The sequence below is a fragment of the Microbacterium sp. MRS-1 genome, assembly GCF_000585455.1.
Taxonomy (GTDB): Bacteria; Actinomycetota; Actinomycetes; order Actinomycetales; family Microbacteriaceae; genus Microbacterium; species Microbacterium laevaniformans.
The window spans coordinates 1-18914 of sequence record NZ_JAUF01000091.1; the positions used below are offsets into that span (position 1 = coordinate 1).

Annotated in this window: 20 protein-coding genes and 1 pseudogene; 14 read left to right on the forward strand and 7 right to left on the reverse strand. The window is 71.7% G+C overall.

Annotated features, from left to right (window positions below; genetic code table 11):
* Positions 1–78 precede the first annotated feature (78 nt).
* The 4 genes from AS96_RS13530 (at position 79) to pgi (ending at position 4917) form a co-directional block, all read left to right on the forward strand.
* The gene (locus AS96_RS13530) at positions 79–1425 is read left to right on the forward strand and encodes a sensor histidine kinase (RefSeq protein WP_036290827.1); all 1347 of its coding nucleotides are present in this window, start codon (positions 79–81) and stop codon (positions 1423–1425) included.
* Positions 1413–2069, forward strand: coding sequence for a response regulator (locus tag AS96_RS13535; protein WP_036290828.1), 657 nt, complete (start codon positions 1413–1415; stop codon positions 2067–2069). The genes AS96_RS13530 and AS96_RS13535 overlap by 13 nt, the downstream gene beginning before the upstream one ends.
* Positions 2066–2932: a hypothetical protein gene (locus AS96_RS13540; protein WP_036290829.1), complete on the forward strand. Its 867-nt coding sequence runs from the start codon at positions 2066–2068 to the stop codon at positions 2930–2932. The genes AS96_RS13535 and AS96_RS13540 overlap by 4 nt, the downstream gene beginning before the upstream one ends.
* A 305-nt stretch (positions 2933–3237) precedes the next feature.
* Positions 3238–4917, forward strand: coding sequence for a glucose-6-phosphate isomerase (gene pgi / locus AS96_RS13545; RefSeq protein WP_036290831.1), 1680 nt, complete (start codon positions 3238–3240; stop codon positions 4915–4917).
* A 104-nt stretch (positions 4918–5021) separates the two neighbouring features.
* Here pgi and AS96_RS13550 read toward each other — a convergent pair whose 3' ends face one another.
* A complete protein-coding gene (locus AS96_RS13550) occupies positions 5022–5573 on the reverse strand; it encodes a helix-turn-helix domain-containing protein (protein WP_036290833.1) in 552 nt (183 codons plus the stop codon).
* A 65-nt stretch (positions 5574–5638) separates the two neighbouring features.
* On the opposite strand from AS96_RS13550, the gene AS96_RS13555 reads away from it, so the two are divergent.
* Positions 5639–7192: a bifunctional NAD(P)/FAD-dependent oxidoreductase/class I SAM-dependent methyltransferase gene (locus AS96_RS13555; protein ID WP_036290835.1), complete on the forward strand. Its 1554-nt coding sequence runs from the start codon at positions 5639–5641 to the stop codon at positions 7190–7192.
* A gap of 28 nt (positions 7193–7220) precedes the next feature.
* On the opposite strand, the gene AS96_RS13560 is transcribed toward AS96_RS13555, so the two are convergent.
* On the reverse strand, positions 7221–7862 hold the full coding sequence (locus AS96_RS13560; protein ID WP_036290836.1) for a YdeI/OmpD-associated family protein: 642 nt from the start codon (positions 7860–7862) through the stop codon (positions 7221–7223).
* Positions 7863–8247: 385 nt separating this feature from the next.
* Between AS96_RS13560 and AS96_RS16165 the strand changes: the two are divergent.
* From AS96_RS16165 to AS96_RS15930, 3 genes and pseudogenes are all read left to right on the forward strand, one after another.
* Positions 8248–8481: pseudogene (locus AS96_RS16165) on the forward strand (FtsX-like permease family protein); the annotation flags it as partial.
* 31 nt (positions 8482–8512) lie between these two features.
* Positions 8513–9304: a hypothetical protein gene (locus tag AS96_RS14780; RefSeq protein WP_051498888.1), complete on the forward strand. Its 792-nt coding sequence runs from the start codon at positions 8513–8515 to the stop codon at positions 9302–9304.
* A gap of 2 nt (positions 9305–9306) precedes the next feature.
* The gene (locus AS96_RS15930) at positions 9307–9429 is read left to right on the forward strand and encodes a hypothetical protein (protein WP_267911497.1); all 123 of its coding nucleotides are present in this window, start codon (positions 9307–9309) and stop codon (positions 9427–9429) included.
* A gap of 21 nt (positions 9430–9450) precedes the next feature.
* Here the strand turns inward: AS96_RS15930 and AS96_RS13570 are convergent, their stop codons facing one another.
* Positions 9451–10173 (reverse strand): NRDE family protein, encoded by a 723-nt coding sequence (locus tag AS96_RS13570; RefSeq protein ID WP_036290838.1) that lies wholly within the window; start codon positions 10171–10173, stop codon positions 9451–9453.
* Between the two features lie 62 nt (positions 10174–10235).
* Between AS96_RS13570 and coaBC the strand changes: the two genes are divergently transcribed.
* Entirely contained in the window at positions 10236–11441 is a 1206-nt protein-coding gene (gene coaBC / locus AS96_RS13575; RefSeq protein ID WP_036290839.1) for a bifunctional phosphopantothenoylcysteine decarboxylase/phosphopantothenate--cysteine ligase CoaBC, read from the forward strand.
* Positions 11442–11551: 110 nt separating this feature from the next.
* On the opposite strand, the gene AS96_RS13580 is transcribed toward coaBC, so the two are convergent.
* Entirely contained in the window at positions 11552–13663 is a 2112-nt protein-coding gene (locus AS96_RS13580; protein WP_036290840.1) for a glucose PTS transporter subunit IIA, read from the reverse strand.
* A gap of 278 nt (positions 13664–13941) precedes the next feature.
* Here AS96_RS13580 and AS96_RS13585 point away from each other — a divergent pair, with 278 nt between their 5' ends.
* Both AS96_RS13585 and AS96_RS13590 read left to right on the forward strand, forming a co-directional pair.
* A complete protein-coding gene (locus tag AS96_RS13585; protein WP_036290842.1) occupies positions 13942–14865 on the forward strand; it encodes a lytic transglycosylase domain-containing protein in 924 nt (307 codons plus the stop codon).
* A gap of 67 nt (positions 14866–14932) precedes the next feature.
* On the forward strand, positions 14933–15472 hold the full coding sequence (locus AS96_RS13590) for an NUDIX domain-containing protein (protein WP_036290844.1): 540 nt from the start codon (positions 14933–14935) through the stop codon (positions 15470–15472).
* An 11-nt stretch (positions 15473–15483) separates the two neighbouring features.
* Here AS96_RS13590 and AS96_RS13595 read toward each other — a convergent pair whose 3' ends face one another.
* Together AS96_RS13595 and ykgO are read right to left on the reverse strand one after the other, a co-directional pair.
* Positions 15484–16002 carry a GNAT family N-acetyltransferase gene (locus tag AS96_RS13595; protein ID WP_051498889.1) on the reverse strand — a complete coding sequence of 173 codons (519 nt, stop codon included), beginning with the start codon at positions 16000–16002 and terminating at the stop codon, positions 15484–15486.
* Positions 15999–16121, reverse strand: coding sequence for a type B 50S ribosomal protein L36 (gene ykgO, locus AS96_RS13600; protein WP_036290846.1), 123 nt, complete (start codon positions 16119–16121; stop codon positions 15999–16001). Before ykgO ends, AS96_RS13595 begins: the two co-directional genes overlap by 4 nt.
* 71 nt (positions 16122–16192) lie before the next feature.
* Here ykgO and AS96_RS13605 point away from each other — a divergent pair, with 71 nt between their 5' ends.
* Positions 16193–17077: a GTP-binding protein gene (locus AS96_RS13605; RefSeq protein ID WP_081768070.1), complete on the forward strand. Its 885-nt coding sequence runs from the start codon at positions 16193–16195 to the stop codon at positions 17075–17077.
* 14 nt (positions 17078–17091) lie between these two features.
* Here the strand turns inward: AS96_RS13605 and AS96_RS13610 are convergent, their stop codons facing one another.
* On the reverse strand, positions 17092–17697 hold the full coding sequence (locus AS96_RS13610) for a TetR/AcrR family transcriptional regulator (RefSeq protein WP_036290847.1): 606 nt from the start codon (positions 17695–17697) through the stop codon (positions 17092–17094).
* Between the two features lie 129 nt (positions 17698–17826).
* Here AS96_RS13610 and AS96_RS13615 point away from each other — a divergent pair, with 129 nt between their 5' ends.
* Both AS96_RS13615 and AS96_RS13620 read left to right on the forward strand, forming a co-directional pair.
* Positions 17827–18393 carry a GNAT family N-acetyltransferase gene (locus tag AS96_RS13615; RefSeq protein ID WP_231477273.1) on the forward strand — a complete coding sequence of 189 codons (567 nt, stop codon included), beginning with the start codon at positions 17827–17829 and terminating at the stop codon, positions 18391–18393.
* Positions 18394–18500: 107 nt separating this feature from the next.
* The gene (locus AS96_RS13620; protein ID WP_036290850.1) at positions 18501–18671 is read left to right on the forward strand and encodes a CsbD family protein; all 171 of its coding nucleotides are present in this window, start codon (positions 18501–18503) and stop codon (positions 18669–18671) included.
* The last annotated feature ends 243 nt before the right edge of the window (positions 18672–18914 follow it).

Sequence of the window (18914 nt, forward strand, 5' to 3'; positions counted from 1 at the left end):
CCCCACACCGGGATCGGAGGCCAGACCCCCTCAGCCCGCGTTCACAACGTCACGGGGAAGTACACCTAGCGTGGAGTCATGTCAGAGACCGCCACCTTGCCCCCGGCATCCGTGCCGCACGGCTCACCCCCACCGCCCGCGCCGACGGCGCCCGCGCGCCGCGTCGGAGTCCTCGCCCATCTCGGCGCCATCGCCCAGCTGGCGGCGATGGGGCTGGCGGGCACCGCGATCTTCAGCCTGCTCCTGCTGCTGTTGAGCCTCGGCGTCGGGCTCCTCCCCGCTCTCGGGGTCGGGGCGTTGTTCCTGGTCGCGTTCCTCTACGCGACGTGGGCCACGGCGTGGCTCGAGTACGCACGGGTCGACGGCCTCTACGGCTACGACCTGCCCGCGCTGACGGTGCGCCACAGCGCCCAGCCCGGGTTCTCCGGATGGCTGCGGACGCTCTGGCAGCAGTTCACCGACGGCCCCATGTGGCGCGGCGTCGCCTCGGCCGGCATCTCGACGATCCTCGGACTCATCGTGCTGCCGATCGTCGGGGCGCTGTCCTCGAGCGTGGTGCTGCTGTTCGCACCGCTGATCGGCGAGGATGCCGCGCGCATCCCCGCCACGGATGTGCAGATCGGCATCGAGGCGGCCATCCCGGTCGGCATCGTGGGCATCATCGTCAGCCTCGCGCTGCTGATCGGCGCTGCGCTCCTGCACGCCGTGCTCACCCGCGCGGTGCTCGTGCCGAGCCGTGAGGCAATGCTCGTGGAGCAGGCCCGCGCTGCCGGCACGCAGCGCGAGAGCGCGGTGCGCTCCGGCGAACTGGAGCGCACGCGCATCGAACGGGACCTTCACGACGGCGTCCAACCGAGGCTCGTGTCCGTCGGGATGACCCTGGGGCTCGCGCAGCAGAAGATCGACAGCGACCCGGCGGCAGCCAAGGCTCTGATCGATGAGGCCCACACCTCCACCAAGGCGGCGATCACCGAGCTGCGCCAGTTGGCCCGCGGCATCCACGCCTCCGTCCTCGACGACCGGGGCCTGGATGCCGCCCTCAGCGCCCTGGCCGCGCGATCGCACGTCCCCGTGACCCTCGACGTGCGTCTGCCCGATGCCTCCGGGGACCCGTCGAATCGGTGCAGCCGCACGGCCGAGGCCGCGGTCTACTTCGCCATCGCCGAGTCGCTGACCAACGCGGCCAAGCACTCGCGGGGCAGCGAGGTGCGCGTGACGGTGCGCCGACGCGATGGCGCCGATCAGGGCGCGCCGGTGCTCTGGGCACGCGTCGAGGACAACGGTGTCGGCGGTGCCCGCGTGCTGCCCGGCGGCGGCCTCGACGGCATCGCGCATCGGATCGCGGCAGCCGGCGGGGTGAGCCGCCTCGACAGCCCCCACGGCGGTCCGACCGCTCTGGAGGTGAGTGTGCCGTGCGCATCCTGATCTGCGAGGATTCCACCCTGCTGCGCGAGGGTCTCGTGCGCCTCCTCGACGACGCCGGTCACGAGGTGGTCGCCGCGCTCCCCGACGCCGGGGCGCTGATGGATGCCGTGGCCACCTCCACCCCGGATCTGTGCATCCTCGACGTGCGCCTGCCGCCCACGTTCACCGATGAAGGCATCCGCGCCGCGGTGCACCTGCGCGCCGCACATCCGGAGGTGGCCGTGCTGGTGCTCAGCCAATACGTCGAGGAGCGGTATGCGGGCGAGCTGATCAGCACCCAGTCCGCGGCGCTGGGCTACCTGCTGAAGGATCGCGTGGCCGATGTCGGCGATTTCCTCGATGCGGTCGAACGCATCGGCGCGGGCGCCACCGTCCTCGACCCCGAAGTGGTCGCGCAGCTGCTCACCCGCCGCGGACGCGACGCACGCATGGCGCGGCTGACCGAACGCGAGCGCAGCGTGCTGGCGCTGATCGCCGAAGGCAAGAGCAACCAGGCGATCGCACAGACGCTGTTCGTCACCGAGGCGAGCGTCGAGAAGCACATCACCTCGCTGTTCCAAAAGCTCGACCTCGAGCAGGACGAACACGGCAACCGACGGGTGCTGGCCGCCCTCATCCACTGGGAGAACGGAACGAACCGATGACCACCACCCTCACACCGCCTCCGCCGACCGCCGGCGCGGGCGGGCCATCCGCCGGCCGTCCCGATGGACCGCCGCGTCCGACCGGCCCACGCCCGGCGGCCCGCGTCGTGGCGATCCTGACGATCGCGCTCGGCGCCGCCCTGATCTTCGGCGCGTTCGCCACCTCGGCGCTCGGCGCGATCGCCGGCGCCGCGCGCGGCAGCGGCACGCTGACGGCGGATGCCGCGGACGTACGCGCCCTCACCGTCGACGTGGCCGCCGCGGATCTGAGCATCGTCTACGGCGGCGACCGCGCGTCGCTGGAGGTCGACGGTGCCGTCGCGGACTGGCGCCTGCGTCGCGACGGCGATCGGCTCGTGGTCACGACGCAGCGTACGTGGTGGAGCGCGATCCGCCCCTTCGGGCGCAGCGACACCGCGGTGCTGACCCTCCCCCGTTCGCTGGAGCGGGTCGCCCTCGACGGCGATCTCACGCTCAGCGCCGGCGCGCTGCGGGTGCAGGGCACGTACGGGACGGTGAACGCCACCGTGAGCGCCGGATCGATGGAGCTGTCGGGGCGAGCGGCAGCGCTCACCGCGGACGTCTCCGCCGGGCGACTCGTCGTGGATCTCGCCGGAGTCGATCGCGCGGGCTTCAAGCTGAGCGCCGGGTCCGTCGAGGGCAGCCTCACCGGGTCCGCGCCCCGGACTCTGACGGCGGACCTCAGCGCGGGCCGGCTCGCTCTCGTGCTGCCCGACGCGACCTACGCCGTGTCCACCGACGCCGCCGCCGGGGACGTGGAGAACCGTCTGCGCGTGGATCCGGATTCGCCGCGGCGGGTCAGCCTGACGGTCTCGGCAGGGTTCGCCTCGCTGCGATCGTGAGGACGGGACCGTTTCCTGGCAGGACGGTATGCGAACGATATGCACTCGGCGGACGAGCCCGCCACCGTGACCTCGCCGTTATAGCGTGAGTCATCGCCGAATCCGGACACCGACTCCATGAGCCGGAGGACGCGACGCAGGACTCTCCCCCTGCGAATGTGGTGCAACGGATTGCAGGGCCGGTCGTCCTCTCGGACGGCCGGCCCACCGTCGTTTCCGGGGCTCGCGCATCGATCTCGTCCGGCCATGCCTTTCTCACAGGACTCGCGTCTGCACACCCGGCTCGCGGACGCTAGCGTAAAGGCGTGAGCACTCCCATCGACGCCACCCGCACTCCCGCCTGGGCCGATCTGTCCGCACGCGCCGCGGATTTCGCCCCCGATCTCCGCGCCTGGTTCTCCGACGACCCGACGCGGGTCGAGCGGCTGACCTTCGACGCCGCCGACCTGCACGTGGACCTCTCGAAGAACCTCGTGGACGACGGCATCCTGACCTCGCTCCTGGCCCTCGCCGACGACGTGCACCTGGCCGATCGCCTCGCGGCCATGTTCCGCGGCGAGCACATCAACACGACGGAAGACCGCGCCGTGCTGCACACGGCGCTGCGACGCCCGGCCGGAGCGACGCCCGAGCTGGTCGTGGACGGTCAGCACGTGGATGCCGATGTGCAGGCCGTGCTGGAGGCGATGAGCGCTTTCGCCGATCGCGTGCGCTCGGGCGCGTGGAAGGGTGTCACCGGCAAGACGGTCACGCACGTCGTCAACATCGGCATCGGCGGCTCCGACCTCGGTCCCGCGATGGTCTCGACCGCGCTGGAGCCGTATGCGACCGCGGGGATCAGCGCGCGTTTCGTCTCGAACATCGACCCGTTCGACCTGGCGCACAAGACGAAGGACCTCGATCCCGAGACGACGCTGTTCATCGTCGCCTCGAAGACGTTCACGACGCTGGAGACGCTCACCAACGCGCGTCTCGCGCGCGACTGGCTGTGGACGGGCCTGGCCGCCGCCGGGGCGATCGACGGCTCCGACGCGCAGAAGCAGGATGCCGTCGCGCACCACTTCGTCGCGGTCTCGACGGCCCTCGACAAGGTGGCCGACTTCGGCATCGACCCGGCGAACGCCTTCGGATTCTGGGACTGGGTGGGCGGCCGCTACTCGGTCGATTCCGCCATCGGCCTGTCGCTGATGGTCGAGCTCGGACCGGAGGCGTTCCGCGAGCTTCTCGCGGGCTTCCACGCGATCGACGAGCACGTGCGGACGACCCCGTTCGCGCGGAACGTGCCGGTGCTGATGGGCCTGCTCAACGTCTGGTACACGAATTTCCTCGGGGCCCAGTCGCACGCGGTGCTCCCCTACGCCCAGCAGCTCAGTCGTTTCGCCGCGTACCTGCAGCAGCTGACGATGGAGTCCAACGGCAAGCGCGTGCGCTGGGACGGCTCGCCGGTCACGAGCGACACGGGCGAGATCTTCTGGGGCGAGCCGGGCACCAACGGTCAGCACGCCTTCTACCAGCTGATCCATCAGGGCACCCGCCTGATCCCGGCGGACTTCATCGCCTTCGTGAACCCCGCGTACGACCTCAACGACGGCGGCCGCGACGTGCACGGCCTGTTCCTGGCGAACTTCCTCGCGCAGACCAAGGCTCTCGCCTTCGGCAAGACGGCGGAGGAGGTCGAAGCCGAGGGCACCACCGGCGCGCTCGTGGCGGCACGCACGTTCCCCGGCAACCGCCCGACGACGTCGATCTTCGCGCCGGCGCTGACCCCGCGGGTGCTGGGCGAACTCGTCGCCCTGTACGAGCACATCACCTTCACGCAGGGAGTGGTCTGGGGCATCAACTCGTTCGACCAGTGGGGTGTCGAGCTCGGCAAGCAGCTCGCTCTGCAGATCGCCCCCGCCGTCGAGGGCGATGCGGCCGCGTATGACGCGCAGGATGCCTCGACCCGCGCGCTCCTGGACTACTACCGCGCCCACCGCGCCTGACGCGTCCCTCCTCCGCGAGAAACCATCGCCGCGTCGAGAAACACGCGCCGGCGTGGTTTCTCGCGGCGGTCGTGGTTTCTCGCGGCGGTCGTGGTTTCTCGCCGTCAGGCGAGGCGCGTGTGGAAGCGTTCGCCCGAGGCACTGAAGATGCTCAGCACCTCGGCGGGGCCATCGGCGGTCGCGCTGATCGAGTGCGGCAACCGCGTGTCGAACTCGGCGGCCTCGCCGGCGCCGAGCGCGTGCTCGCTGCCGTCGAGCGCCAACCGCACGCGGCCGCTCAGCACGTAGAGCCACTCGTATCCCTCGTGGATGCGGGCGGCGGGCGCGGCATCCATCGGCGGATAGACGATCTTCAGCGCCTGCATCGGCGAGTCCTCGAGCGTCAGCGGCGCGATGACCATCCCGTCGCGACGCTCGATCGGGCGGTGCACGCGCGGGTCACGTGTCTCGGTAGGAAGGAGATCGTCGATGCGGATGCCGAGTCGACGCGTCAACGGCAGCAACAGCTCGAGCGAGGCTTGTCGCTTGCCCGACTCCAGACGCGACAGCGTACTCACCGAGACGCCCGCCGGCGTCGCGAGCTCCTCGAGCGTCCAGCCGCGTGCGTGCCGGGCCGCACGAAGGCGAGCGCCGACCTGATCGAGAGCGTGGGACATCTCCTCAGTTTGCCAATAACGCAATTCTGTTTGCAATCATCACCCGCACCTTCCACAGTGGACCTATGCAGAGCAGAGAGTGGGACGCGGTCGTCATCGGCGGCGGCGCGGCCGGCCTGAGCGCCGCACAGATGCTGGGACGTGCGCGTCGGCGCACGCTGGTGATCGACGGCGCCAGCCCGCGCAATCGCTTCGCCGCGCACATGCACGGCGTCCTGGGCCACGACGGCATCGATCCCCAGGCGCTGCTCGCGCGCGGACGCGACGAGCTGGGCCGCTACGGCGTGCGCGTCGAAGAGGGCGAGGTCGACGGCATCCGCGATGACGGCGCCGTGTTGCGCCTCACGCGCACCGACGGCACGGCCGACACCGCTCGCGCCGTCATCATCGCCAGCGGAGTGCGCGACCAGCTGCCGCCCGTCGCGGGGCTCGCCGAATACTGGGGACGCCATGTGCTGCACTGCCCGTACTGCCACGGCTTCGAGGTGGCGGGCAGCCGTCTCGGCGTGCTGGCGACCTCGCCGCAGAGCGTGCACCAGATCGAGCTGGTTCGGCAGTGGAGCGAGGAGCTCACCGCCTTCACGGGCGCGATCGAGCCCCTCGACGACGAGCTGCGGGTGCGCTGGCGGGCTCGCGGCATCCGCATCGTGCCGACCCCGATCGTGGCCCTCGACGGGGCGAACGGTGCGCTGCACGCGGCGCGGGATGCCGACGGCGAGATGCACGCGATCGATGCCCTGTTCGTCGCGCCGACGCCAGCGATCGACCTGGCGTTCGCCGACGCCCTTCGCCTGGCGCGCACCGACGATCCCGGGGCGCCGCTGGCGGTCGACCTCCTGGGCACGACCTCGCATCCGCGCGTGTGGGCGGCCGGCAATGTCGTCGCGCCCTACGGCAATGTTCCCGTCGCGATGGCGGCCGGATCGATGGCGGGCGCCGGGGTCAATGCCGCACTGGTCGTGGAGGACGGCGACCTGGCACTGGCGCAGCGCGCCCGCGAACGAGCCTCGGCGTGGGAGCAGCGCTACGCGACCCGCGACAGCATCTGGTCGGGTCACGTCAATGCGACCTTCGCCGACCTCGCCGCGACGCTCCCGGTCGGCAGAGCCCTGGAGGTCGGCTGCGGCGAGGGGGCGGATGCCGTCTGGCTCGCCGAACACGGCTGGAACGTGACGGCGGTCGACGTCTCAGAGACCGCGATCCGCCGCGGTGCGACCGCAGCGCGCGAGCGCGGACTCTCCGAACGGGTCACCTTCTTCGTGGGAAGCGGCACGCAGGCCGTGCCGCCCGGGACGTTCGATCTGGTCAGCGCGAGCTTCTTGCACTCGTGGGAACCGGATTTCCCGCGCGTCCCCCTGCTGCGCGGCGCGGCCGAGCGCGTCGCCGTTGGCGGCTATCTGCTGATCGTGTCGCACGCCGTGGCGCCGCCGTGGTCTCATCACGGCGACGACGGGCAACGCCCACGGCTGCTGCCCCCGGAGGAGGAGCTGCGACTGCTCGACCTCGATCCGCAGGCGTGGGAGGCGGTGCTCGTGGAGACCCGCACCCGCGCCGCAACGGGCCGCGATGAGGAGCCGGGGACGCTCGAGGACGGCGTGCTGCTGCTGCGCCGGCGCTGACGGTCGACGACGCGGCCGCGCGTCGCCGTTACGACTCTCCGTGCACCGCGGCGGCCGCAGCGGCGCGCGCGAGCCACGCGGGCGGGATGCCGTAGCGCTGCGAAGGAATGAGTCGCCCGGCCGCGCACTCCTCGACGAGCTGCGCGAGGCGGGCGCTCCGCGTCTCGGCACGGCGCGCGCCGTGCACCCAGTGGGCGCAGATGCGACGGTAGCCCGGGGTCGCGGCATCCCAGAACGCGCGAGCCGCGGCAACGGCCGTGATCGCGGCCAGCTCGTCCGCGTCGAGCTCGTCGCTGGTCTCATACGAGCAGATCGCGGTGCGTTCCGGCCGGCGCCGCTCGAATGCCGCCAGGCCCGCCGGGTGCATGCGCCCCTCCACGGTGAGCCGCGCGACGTGGGCGATGTTCACCGCGCTCCACGTGGAGGTGGGCGTGCGCGGCGTCCACCGCTGGATGCGCGCGTCGTCGTCGAGCCGTCGACTCGTCGAGTCGATCCAGCCGAAGCACAGCGCCTCGGGGACCGCGTCCTCCCAGCGCAGCCCCTGCTCGGGATGACCCTTGCGCCGGCGCACCATCCACAGTTCGGTCGCGGTGTCGTGGTGGGCTTCGAGCCATGCCCGGAAGGCCGCGGCATCCGCGAAGAACACCGACTCGCCCCCGTCCACTCCCATGCCGCGACGCTAGCAGCGACCCCCGACGCGCGACAGAGATCGCCCGGGAGGCGGATGCCGATACATCCCGGGGCCGATGACGCCGCGGGGGCCGCCGCGAAGACCTCGTCGTCGTCACCCACGACCCGGGCGTCGCGGCGCGCTGCTCGCGGACGCTGCACATGACCGACGGGCGCATCCAGGGCTCGGCGACGGTCGCGACGGGCGGCGCCGCATGAGCGTCGCCGGCACCGTCCGCCTCACCGTGATGCTCGCGCGCCCGTCGCGGCAAGGCCGCGCCGCGCTGGTGCGGCCGATCGTCGCTTTCGGCGTCACGACCGCGCTGCTGCTGGTCGTCGGCGGCGGCGTCGGCATGTTCTTCACCGACCCGCGCGCCGCCGGGGAGATGCAGATCATCTACCGCGCGCTCAGCGCACTGGCGCTCGTGCTGCTCACGGTGCCGATCGCGACGCTGGGGGCGGCCGCGGCACGTCTGTCGGCGCGCCGACGCAACGACCGTCTGGCCACTCTGCGCCTCCTCGGCGCCGGGACGGGAGAGGTCAGCGCGATGACGGTCGTCGAAGCGGGCGCGACCGCGCTGGTCGGCGGCATCCTGGGCGTCGGTCTGTACGCGGCGCTGCTGCCCATGGTGGGACTGCTGCCGTTCTTCGGTGGGGCCCGTCGGAGCCGCGGCGCTCTGGACCGGCGCGGGCACGGCGGCCGGGGCGGTCGTGGGTGTCGTCGTGGTCGCCACGGCGAGCGCGGCACTGAGCCTGCGACGGGTGCAGCTGACGCCGCTGGGCGTGGCTCGTCGCACCGCCCCGCCACGGCGGCGCACGGCGGCGCTGGTCTTCGGCGTCCTGGCGATCGTCGCCGTGGCGACGGCGGTGTCGAACATCACCGCGATCGCGCAGGTCTGGGGCGCCGCGGTAGGCCTGATCGCGTTGGTGGGCCTGTTCGGCGTCGCACTCGTGATCGTGAACGTCGTCGGAGCACCGCTGGTCGCGGCCCGCGGGCGCCGCCTCGCGCGCACCACGTCGTCTGCGGCGCAGCTCATCGCCGGGCGCGAGCTGTCGGCGCACGCGGCCTCGGCCTGGCGCCGCGTCTCGGGGATCGCGATGATCGCCGTCATCGCGGTGGTGGGCGGCTCGGGAGCGAGCCTCGTGGCGCTCGCCGGCGACGACGGGCAGACGGGTTCTCAGGCCGTGCTGTTCGCCGACATGCGCACGGGCGTGCTCGTGACGCTCGGCGTCGGCTTCGCGCTGCTCGCCTGCTCGGTGGGGGTGACACAGGCCGCGTCCACGCTCGAGGACCGCGAGCTCATCGTGGGCCTGGATCGTCTGGGGATGCCGGGGCGCGAACTGCGCCGCGCCCGCGCGCTCACCGTCATCGTGCCGCTGCGATGGGCGGCGGTGGGGGCGCACTCGTCGGCGTCGCTCTGGCGTTGCCCGTGGTGGGGCTGACGGTGCTGATCGCTCCGATCTCGATGGTGGTGATCGTGGGGACGTTCCTCGCCGGGATCGTGCTGGTGTGCCTGTCGCTGCTCACATCGCGGCCCCTGGTCACGGCCATTCGCCGCGGGGCCTGAGACGACGGTGGCGCGAGACGCTCAGGCGAGCCGGGGTCGGTTCCACTGCCCCGGCTCGTCGAACTCCGCGTAGCGCACGTCGACGCCGTCGGGTCCGAGCGAGGCGGCGACGACCAGCAGCGACAGGGTCGGGTACCCGAAGGGACGGTTGTCGCGCACGATGGCGCGATCGTCGGTGGGTCCCAGTCCGCTCGTCAGCTCGAGAGTGTCGAGCCAGGGCTCCCACCAGTGCCCGTCGATGGCAGCCGGCGCGCTGAAGGCCTCGCGCCACGCCGCGATGCGCGCCGTCGCCTCATCGTCGACGTCGTCATGCGCGACCATGTGGATGCCGGGAGCAAGCTCCACGTGCCGCAGAGCGCCGCCGTCCCACATGGTGACACGGGCGCCGGCGGCCGTCGCTTCGACGAGGTTGAACCCCTGCGCATGCGGTGGACTGTCCGGGGTGCGGCCGGCGACGGCATCGAGGACGATCCGGCCGCGGGAGATCGGGGGCTCGGCCCGTCCCGTCGGGTCGGCGGCCAGCACGTCGGCGCGGTTGAGGATCACCGCGACGCGGCCGTCCTCGGCATCCACCGCCAACCACGCGCCACCGGCACGACGGTCGCGCACACCCTTCACGCTCGGAAGCTCGGGCCACCACGGGCCCAGCGGATCCCACGAGCGCGCGGGGTCCTCGTCACGGACGGCGAGCAACCGTACGGGCGCGCCATCGCCGTGCGGGACGTGGACGATGACGGTACACACGGTGCTCGTGACCTCTCCGTCCGCTCCTCGTGGCGACGCCTGCGGCGTGGGAGGATCGGACCATGTTCGTTGTCGTGGGCGTGACGGGCGGCATCGCCGCGTACAAGACGGTGCACCTCGTGCGCGCCCTCGTCACCAACGGGCACGAGGTGCACGTTGTTCCCACCGAGGACTCGCTGCGCTTCGTCGGGACGACCACGTGGGAGGCCGTCAGCAGGAATCCTGTCACGACCAGTGTCCACGACGACGTCGCGCGCGTGCGCCACGTCGCCCTCGGCACCTCCGCGGACCTCATCGTCATCGCCCCCGCGACGGCCAACATCCTCGCGAAGATGGCGGCGGGCATCGCGGACGACCTGCTCGGTGTGACGCTGCTCGCCACCACCGCGCCCGTCGTCGTCGCGCCCGCGATGCACACGGCGATGTGGGAACACGCCGCCACGCAGGCCAACGTCGCGACGCTGCGGGCGCGCGGCGTGCACGTGGTGGGGCCGGCCGACGGCCCGCTGACGGGCGGCGACAGCGGGCCCGGGCGGATGGTGGAGCCGGAGGAGATCGTCGCTGCGGCGCTGGCGATCGCCGCGCCGCCGCCCGCCGATCTCGCGGGCCTGCGGGTCGCCGTGTCGACCGGCGGCACCCGTGAGCCCATCGACCCGGTGCGCTTCCTCGGCAACCGCTCCAGTGGCCGTCAGGGTACTGAGCTCGCCCTCGCCGCCGCCGACCGCGGCGCCGACGTCACGCTCGTGGCGGCCCACGTGGACGAAGGGGTGCTCGCGTCGGCATCCCGCCACACGCACATCACGATGGTGCGCGTCGGCACGGCCGCCGAGCTGGAGACGGCGATGACGGATGCCGCGCCCGCCGCCGACATCATCGCGATGGTGGCCGCGGTCGCCGACTACCGGGTCGCGGAGGTCTCGCGCGAAAAGCTGCGCAAAGAGGACGGCGTGCCGCGGCTGGAGGTGGTGACCACCCCCGATGTGCTCGCAGGACTCGTCGCCGCACGCCGGCCCGGTCAGATCGTGGTCGGCTTCGCCGCCGAGACGGCGGCCGACGATGCGGAGCTTCTGGCACGGGGACGCCGCAAACGAGAGCGCAAGGGCGTGGACCTGCTGGCGGTGAACCGGGTCGATGAGACCCACGGCTTCGAGGCGACCGACAATCGTGTGCTGCTGCTGGATGCCGCCGGCACCGTCGTGTCGGATGCGGCGGGCACGAAGCGGGAGGTCGCCGACGCGATCTGGGACGCGGTCGCCGCGTTGCGCTGACGGCGGGGTCACCGCATTTCGACTCGTCGCTGCGCTCCTCACTCAACGACCGGGGAGGCCCTCCCCGGTCGTTGAGCGAGCGCAGCGAGTCGAAACGCAGAGCGCAGCGGTCAGGCCTTCTTCTGCACGTCCAGCAGCGGCGATCCGTGCGTGACGGGGCCGAGGGCGACCGGGTCGACGGTGTCGAACGCGTCGCCGTTCAGCACGATCACCGGGGTGATCAGGGGGTAGCCCGCCTTCTCGATCACGGCGCGGTCGAAGGTGACGAGCGGCGTGCCGGTCTCGACGCGGTCGCCGTTCTTGACCTTGACGTCGAAGCCCTCCCCCTTCAGGTTGACCGTGTCGATTCCCACGTGGATGAGCACCTCGGCGCCGTTGTCCAGCTGCAGGCCGAACGCGTGTCCGGTCGGCTGAGCGGCCACCACCGTGCCGGCACCCGGCGCGTAGACCGTGTCACCGGTGGGCTCGATCGCGACGCCCGGGCCCATGACACCGCCGGCGAAGACGGGGTCGGGCACCTGGTCGAGCGCGACGACGGTTCCGTCGAGCGGCGAGGCGACCTGGATCAACGCACCGACGGCATCCGGACGCTCTGCGACCGCGGTCGCGGTCGTGGCCGCCGTCGCCTCACCGGCGACACCGGCGAGCTCGGCGCCGCCGGCGACAGCCGGGATGGTGCCGCGCGCCACACCGGGGGCGACGGATGCCGCGCCTGCCGTGGCCGCCGCGACGGCCGCACCGGCCGGCTCCGGGTTCTTGTAGCCCGAGATGATGACGAGCACCATCGCGACCACGAACGCGCCGCCAACGGCGACCAGGTAGAGCCCGATCGGGTTGAAGGCGGGGATCGTCAGCAGCGAGGTGAAGACGAACGCCTGCGTCGTGATGCCGTGGGGAAGACCCAGCACCAGCGAACCGATGCCGATGATGAGACCGCCCGTGAGGCAGCCGACGAGCATCCGCGGATAGATGCGCTTGTACCGCAGGTGGATGCCGTAGAGCGAGGGCTCGGAGATGCCGCCGAGCAGGCCCGCGGCGAGCGCGCCCGTCGCCGTCTGCCGCATCTGCTTGTCCTTCTCCCGCCAGGCGAGGACGAGCACACCGGCGGTCGCACCGAAGCACGCGAAGTTCCACGCGCCCATGGGGCCCTGGATGAAGTCGTAGCCGAGGGTCTGGATGTTCAGGAGCATGATCGCGTTGATCGGCCAGTGCAGACCCAGCGGCACCATGAAGGGGTAGGCGAGCGGAATGACGATCGCGAAGATGAACGGCGAGAACGAGTTGATCGAGCTGAGCAGGTTCGCCAGCGCCGCACCGGCGTACACGCCGATCGGGCCGATGAGGAACGCCGTCAGCGGGATCATGACCAGCATCGAGATGAACGGCACGAAGATCAGCTGGATGTTCTCGGGGATCACCTTCTTCAGCCCCTTGTAGACGAGGCCGAGCACCGCCGCCATGAGCAGCGGCGGGAAGACCTGCGAGCTGTAGTCGAAGATGGTCAGCGGCATCCCGAACACCTGGACCGTCGTGATCTGAGAGCCGAGGAAGGTCGACTGCACCGCATCGGCGGTCTTGCCGAGCCCGGCGAAGCCCGGGAGCATCGTCACGGCCATGATCGCGAAGCCCACCCACGGGTCGGCCCCGATCTTCTGCGACGCGTTGTAGGCGACCATCAGCGGCAGGAAGACGAACACGCACTGCCACATGAGGTTGACGAACGCCCACGACGGCGGCAGCACCACGCCGGGCGCGTTCCACGCCGGGATCCAGCCGAGGGTCGCCGCCAGCGCCATGAACGTGATGAACAGCGACGCGCCGAGGAGGGCGCCGAGGATGGGGCGGAACGAGTCCGAGAGGAACTCGAACAGCGAGTCGAGCCAGGCGTTGGTGCCACGGGGGCCCTTCGCGCGCTCGCGCGCCTTGATGTCGGCGATGCTCTCGTCCGCGCCGCCGCCAGCGGATGCACCGCCGGCCATGACGGGCAGCGCCATGATCTCGTTGTAGACGGTCTGCACGCCGCCGCCGATCACGACCTGGAAGCGGTCGCCGGCCTGCGGGACCGCGCCGAGCACTCCCGGAATGGCTTCGACGGCGGTCTTGTCGACCTTGTTTCCGTCGTTGAGCTGGAAGCGCAATCGTGTGGCGCAGTGGGTGAGACTCGCGATGTTTCCGGGTCCGCCGACGGCGTCGACGATCTCGGATGCCGAATTGGATGCCATTTTTTCGCCTCTTTTTCGTTATGCGACGTCCTGTCGATGACGATCTGTCGCAGGCGACTCTATATCGCCGTCAGGACAGCGGACAGGGCCCGGACCGTGGCAAACGGCGCGGAGGAAATGCGCCCCGACGGCCGGTTGACGTTCAGGGATCACTCAGGTTCTGCGCCGGGGATGTCCAGAAAACGTTGTGAAGCTGTGACCTTCGTGTCCACCCGAGGACGCACATCGCTCGCGCTCCGGCGCCTGGGCGGTGCTGATTCACCGGAAGTACTCTCTTTATGCCCCGTCTGCCTTACCGCCCCGTGACATCCGCCCTCCTCGGCCTCGGCCTCGTGATCGGCGCCGCCACGACCACCGCGGGGGCCCTGCCGGCCTTCGCTGCGAGCGATGCTCCCGCCGCCTCCACCGGCTCGGTCACCGTCGAAACCACCTCCGCACCGCTCAGCGCGATCACCGCCGGCGGCGTCACCGCCATGAGTGCCGCACAGAGCGCCGTCGCCGCCGCCGCGAAGGTGTCGATCGACATCTCGGCCTCCGGCCTCGACGTCGGCACCACCGCCACCACCGTCGACACCGACAAGCTCGGTGGCCTCATCACGAAGCTGCGCGCACTCGATGTGACACCCGCCATGATGATCCCCACCCTCACCTCCGACGCGACGGCCGAGACCGAGGTCGTCGCTGCCAAGACCGCGCAGCTGCGCGCCGCGCTCGATGCCGCCGTGCAGCGCAAGGCCGCCGAGGAGGCCGCTGCCAAGGCTGCCGCCGAGGCTGCGGCCAAGGCCGCCGCGGAAGCCGCTGCCGCCGCGGAAGCCGCCGCGAAGGCGAAGGCCGAGGAAGAGGCCGCCGCGAAGACCGCGTCTGTCTCGTCGCGTCCCGCGGTCGACGTCAACGTCGACCCGGCATCCGCCCAGGGCATCGCCCGCTCGATGGCTGCCGCCAACTACGGCTGGGGCGACGACCAGTTCGCCTGCCTCGTGTCGCTGTGGAACAAGGAGTCGGGCTGGCGTGTGAACGCCGCCAACAGCAGCGGTGCGTACGGCATCCCGCAGGCACTCCCGGGCAGCAAGATGGCCTCCGCCGGCGCCGATTGGGAGACCAACCCCGCGACCCAGATCGCGTGGGGCATGGGCTACATCGCGGGCCGCTACGGCACGCCCTGCGGCGCATGGGACCACTCGGAGTCCGTGGGCTGGTACTGATCGCCACCGCCCGCTCGAACGGCCCGGACTCTGCGTCCGGGCCGTTCGCCCGTTCTAGGGTGGGCGCATGACGTGGCAGACGCGCGCATCGCGCACCGTGTACGAGAACCGCTGGATCCGCGTCGAGGAGAACGATGTCGTCGGCCCTCACGGCGAGGGCATCTACGGCGTGGTGGAGATGCAGCATCCCGCCGTGTTCGTCGTCGCCGTCGATGACGATGATCGCGTCTGTCTCGTCTCGCTCGAGCGTTACACCACCGGCCGCTCCTGGGAGGTTCCGGCGGGCGGCTCGGACGGCGAGGACCCTCTCGTCGCGGCGCAGCGAGAGCTCGCCGAGGAGGCCGGCATCACCGCGGCACGCTGGACGGCGCTCGGGCGGATGAACGCCCTCAACGGCATCGCGCGCGCACCCGAGTTCGTCTTCCTCGCGCAGGGCATCTCCCGGGGTGCGGATGCCGACGCCTCTCAACACGAGGAGGGCATCGACGCCGTGCGGTGGGTGCCGTTCGGCAATGTCCTCCGCATGATCGCCGCGGGCGAGATCACGGACGGCGAGAGCGTCGCGGCGCTCGCGTACGCCGGCATCCACCTCGACCGCTTCGCCTGAGCGCCGCCCGATCAGGCGGCGAGCTCGCGGGCCCGCCAGACGACGTCGCGCTCGGGGGCGTGCGGGTCGATCACGTCGACATGGTCGACGACGAACCCGTGGCGCTCGTAGAACGCCGCGGCGCGGTCGTTGGCGGCGACGTGCTCGATCAGCACGCGCGGCGTGCGCGGTGCGAGCGTCGCGATCATCCGGTCGATCAGGAGCGCGCCGATACCCTCGCCGCGGCGGTGGGCGCCGATGTACAGCTTGTAGATGACGGGATCGTCGCCGATGTGGCCGAGCTCGCCGACGCCGACGATCTCCCCGTCGGCATCGAGTGCCACCCAGAGCGCCTGGGCGTCGACGGCGCGGAGCGTCGCGGGGGCGCTCCACCAGTCGGTGACCAGCTCCTGTGCGGCATCGGCCCCGATGAGAGGCGTGTAGTGCGCGGGGAGCACCACGGCACCGAAGGCGCAGACCGCCGCCACGTCGCTCTCGACGGCGCAGCGGATCTCGACGGATGCCGGTGCTGCGCAACCGGGGACGGTCACCCCTGCCGACCCTTGAAGCGCGGGTTCAGCTTGTTGATGACGTAGACGCGACCACGACGGCGCACGACCTGCGCGCCGGGCTGCTCCTTCAGGGATTTGAGGGACGCACGAACCTTCATGACCACTCCTCCGCGTCTCGGCTGGACGCGAGGATGCGGATGCGGGTGCGGCGCCGAGCGATCCCGTCGCGGTGACGCTCGAGCGGGATCGGCACGACGTCGAGCGCTTCGTGATCGATGCGGACATCGACGTGGACGTGCTGCACCTGGACATCGTCACGCGCACACCGCCTGCACCGATCGTCTGCGTCGTCGACGCCCGGCACATGCTGGACGATCTGCGCGACCCGAGTCCGCTCGATGGGCGCCGCCGCAACGGCGACGGCGACGCGGGCGCGCGAGCGCGACGTGCGGTCACGCTGCTCGAGTCGGCGACCCTCATCAGTCTCGTGCGTTGGGAGCACGTGGAGACCGCCGAGCTGTCGGTGCTCATGGCGCTCGCCTCCCACCTCGCCCCGCGCGCACGGGTACGCCTGTCCCGCGGCCCGGCGGAGGACCTCCAGGCCCTCGCCGGCTCCGACCCTCGCGGGTTCGACGAGAGCTCGGTGCTGGAGCGCCCCGGATGGGTGCAGGCGCTGAACGACGAGCACGACCCCTACATGACCGATCCCCGGGTATCGACGGTGCGCTACGAACGACTGCGCCCGTTCCACCCGGCCCGCCTCGCCGCCGCCCTCGACGAACTCGACACGGGTCGCTTCGGCCTGCTGCTGCGTTCGGCCGGCTTCTGCCGGCTGGCGACGCGCCCCGGCATCCTGGCCCGCTGGAACCAGGTCGGCTCGGCGATGTGGATCGACCCGCAAGACGCGAGCATGGAGGCGAGCCTCACGGCGCAGGACCTCGCCCTCACGGGACTCGATCTCATGACGGGCGCCGTCGTCGCGACCCTGGACGCCGCGCTGCTCACCGACGCCGAGCTGGAGCAGGGCGCCGCCGGCTGGGCGCGGCTGGAGGATCCCCTTCCGGCGTGGCCCGCTTTCGCCGACGACACGCTCCCGCACGACCCGCTCGCCTGAGCGCCGTCACGGCGTCACGGCGTCACGAACGCTCTCGCGAGCACGGCAATGACGGCGTCGGCGTGCGCGTCGTCGCGCGTCGCGAGCCACCACTGCGCGAGTCCGTCGGCGGTGGCGAGGATCGCCGCGGCGACGACGTCGATATCCCGCACGGATGCCGCCGGGCGTGCGGACTGCCAGGCCTCCAGGCGGGCACCGATCTCGGTGAGCGCCGCGGCGCTCTCGATCGCGGCGGCATCCGCCGGCTCGCCCGACGATCGCGCGAGGATCGTCAGCTCGGCGAGGCACTCGTGCCGGCGCGGATCGGCCCGCACGTCGTCGAGGTAGGCACGCAGCGCTGCGGCGACCGCGCTCTCCAGCGTCTCCTCGGCGAGCGGCGCCGCCCAGGCGGCCTCCACCGCACGCGCCGACTCGCGTTCGAGCAGCGCGGCGACGAGCGTGCTCTTGGTCCCGAACGCGTAGGTGACCACGCGGTGCGCCACCCCGGCGCGCTGCGCGACGGTCCGCAGCGAGAGCGCCGTCGCGCCGCCGTCGCGGATCACCTCCCACGCCGCGTCGAGCAGCTGCCGGCGGCGATCGTCCACGCCCAGGTAGGCGCGGGGCGATGGCGCTTCGTTCACAGCGTCCTCCAGGGTCGGGGCCGGCGGTCCCCCTCATACTAGTTTTATCCACTCGGACCAATTGGAGGAGACATACCGGAGATCACCATCACCCCCGCCCGCCGCGGCGACCTCCCCGCCGCCGCAGATGTGCTGGCCGAAGCCTTCGAGGCCGACCCGGTGCTCGCCGCGATCGCGCCGACGCCGGGCCGTCGGCGCACACGGCTCGCGCACCTCTTCCATGGGATGCTGGCGGCCGGCGCCTTCACGACCGGAACCGTCGACCTCGCCCGCGACGGGGACGGCTCGATCCTCGGGGTCGCCGTGTGGGAGGGCCCGAATGCACTGCACGGCGCTCTCGGACGTCTCGTCGGGCAGGCGCCGCACTTCGTGCGCGCCCTGGGATGGCGCGGCATCCCCCGCGCGCTCTCGCTGTTCTCGCACCTGGAGCGCCAACGTCCCGACTCCCCGCACTGGTACCTGGCCGAGGTGGGCGTGACGGCACGCGCCCGCGGCCGCGGCGTCGGCGGACGCCTGCTCTCGACTCACCTGGACGCCCTCGACGCGATGCGCCAGAGCGCGTACCTCGAGTCGTCCACCCCGGTCAACCGGCGCCTGTACCGACGGCTCGGCTTCGAGGAGGTGCGTCCGATCACCGGGGTGCCGGGCGCCCGCCCGATGGGGATGCTGCGGCATCCCGTCACGCATCGCGCGTAGCCCGTTTACCCCCTCGATCCCAGCCCGTCAACCCACTGCCCTCGCGCCGGCGGCCCTCGTAGCGTCGAGGTCAGGAGTCCGGAGAAGGCCAGAGAAGGGAACACATCATGGGTCTCGACGACAAGATCAAGAACGCGGCCGAGGACCTCGGCGGCAAGGTCAAGGAGGGCGTCGGCAAGCTGACGCACAACGAGCGCCTCGAAGCCGAGGGCGAGGCCGAGCAGGCCAAGGCCCACGTGAAGAAGGCCGGCGAGGACGTCAAGGACGCTTTCAAGTAAGCCTCCCCCCGCGCGACGCCTCCGCCCCCGTCGGGCGGGGGCGTCGCGCTGCGTCCGGAGGAGCTCGCCCCTAGAGTGGCGATCATGTCCGCATCCATCGAGCCGTTCTTCACCGTCATCGCGATCGTGTTCGAGGTGATCGGTGCCCTGGCCATGGTCTCCGGGTTCGTCATCGCGGTCGTGCTGGCGTGGCGCACGCTCCGCCGCGAGCGGCGGGCGCACGCGGCCTACCTGGTGCTGCGC

Coding starts and splice junctions, on each gene's coding strand:
- AS96_RS13530 (WP_036290827.1), top strand. CDS start 79: ATGTCAGAGACCGCCACCTTGCCCCCGGCATCCGTGCCGCACGGCTCA.
- AS96_RS13540 (WP_036290829.1), top strand. CDS start 2,066: ATGACCACCACCCTCACACCGCCTCCGCCGACCGCCGGCGCGGGCGGG.
- AS96_RS13550 (WP_036290833.1), bottom strand. CDS start 5,573: ATGTCCCACGCTCTCGATCAGGTCGGCGCTCGCCTTCGTGCGGCCCGG.
- AS96_RS13555 (WP_036290835.1), top strand. CDS start 5,639: ATGCAGAGCAGAGAGTGGGACGCGGTCGTCATCGGCGGCGGCGCGGCC.
- AS96_RS13560 (WP_036290836.1), bottom strand. CDS start 7,862: ATGGGAGTGGACGGGGGCGAGTCGGTGTTCTTCGCGGATGCCGCGGCC.
- coaBC (WP_036290839.1), top strand. CDS start 10,236: ATGTTCGTTGTCGTGGGCGTGACGGGCGGCATCGCCGCGTACAAGACG.
- AS96_RS13580 (WP_036290840.1), bottom strand. CDS start 13,663: ATGGCATCCAATTCGGCATCCGAGATCGTCGACGCCGTCGGCGGACCC.
- AS96_RS13585 (WP_036290842.1), top strand. CDS start 13,942: ATGCCCCGTCTGCCTTACCGCCCCGTGACATCCGCCCTCCTCGGCCTC.
- AS96_RS13590 (WP_036290844.1), top strand. CDS start 14,933: ATGACGTGGCAGACGCGCGCATCGCGCACCGTGTACGAGAACCGCTGG.
- ykgO (WP_036290846.1), bottom strand. CDS start 16,121: ATGAAGGTTCGTGCGTCCCTCAAATCCCTGAAGGAGCAGCCCGGCGCG.
- AS96_RS13620 (WP_036290850.1), top strand. CDS start 18,501: ATGGGTCTCGACGACAAGATCAAGAACGCGGCCGAGGACCTCGGCGGC.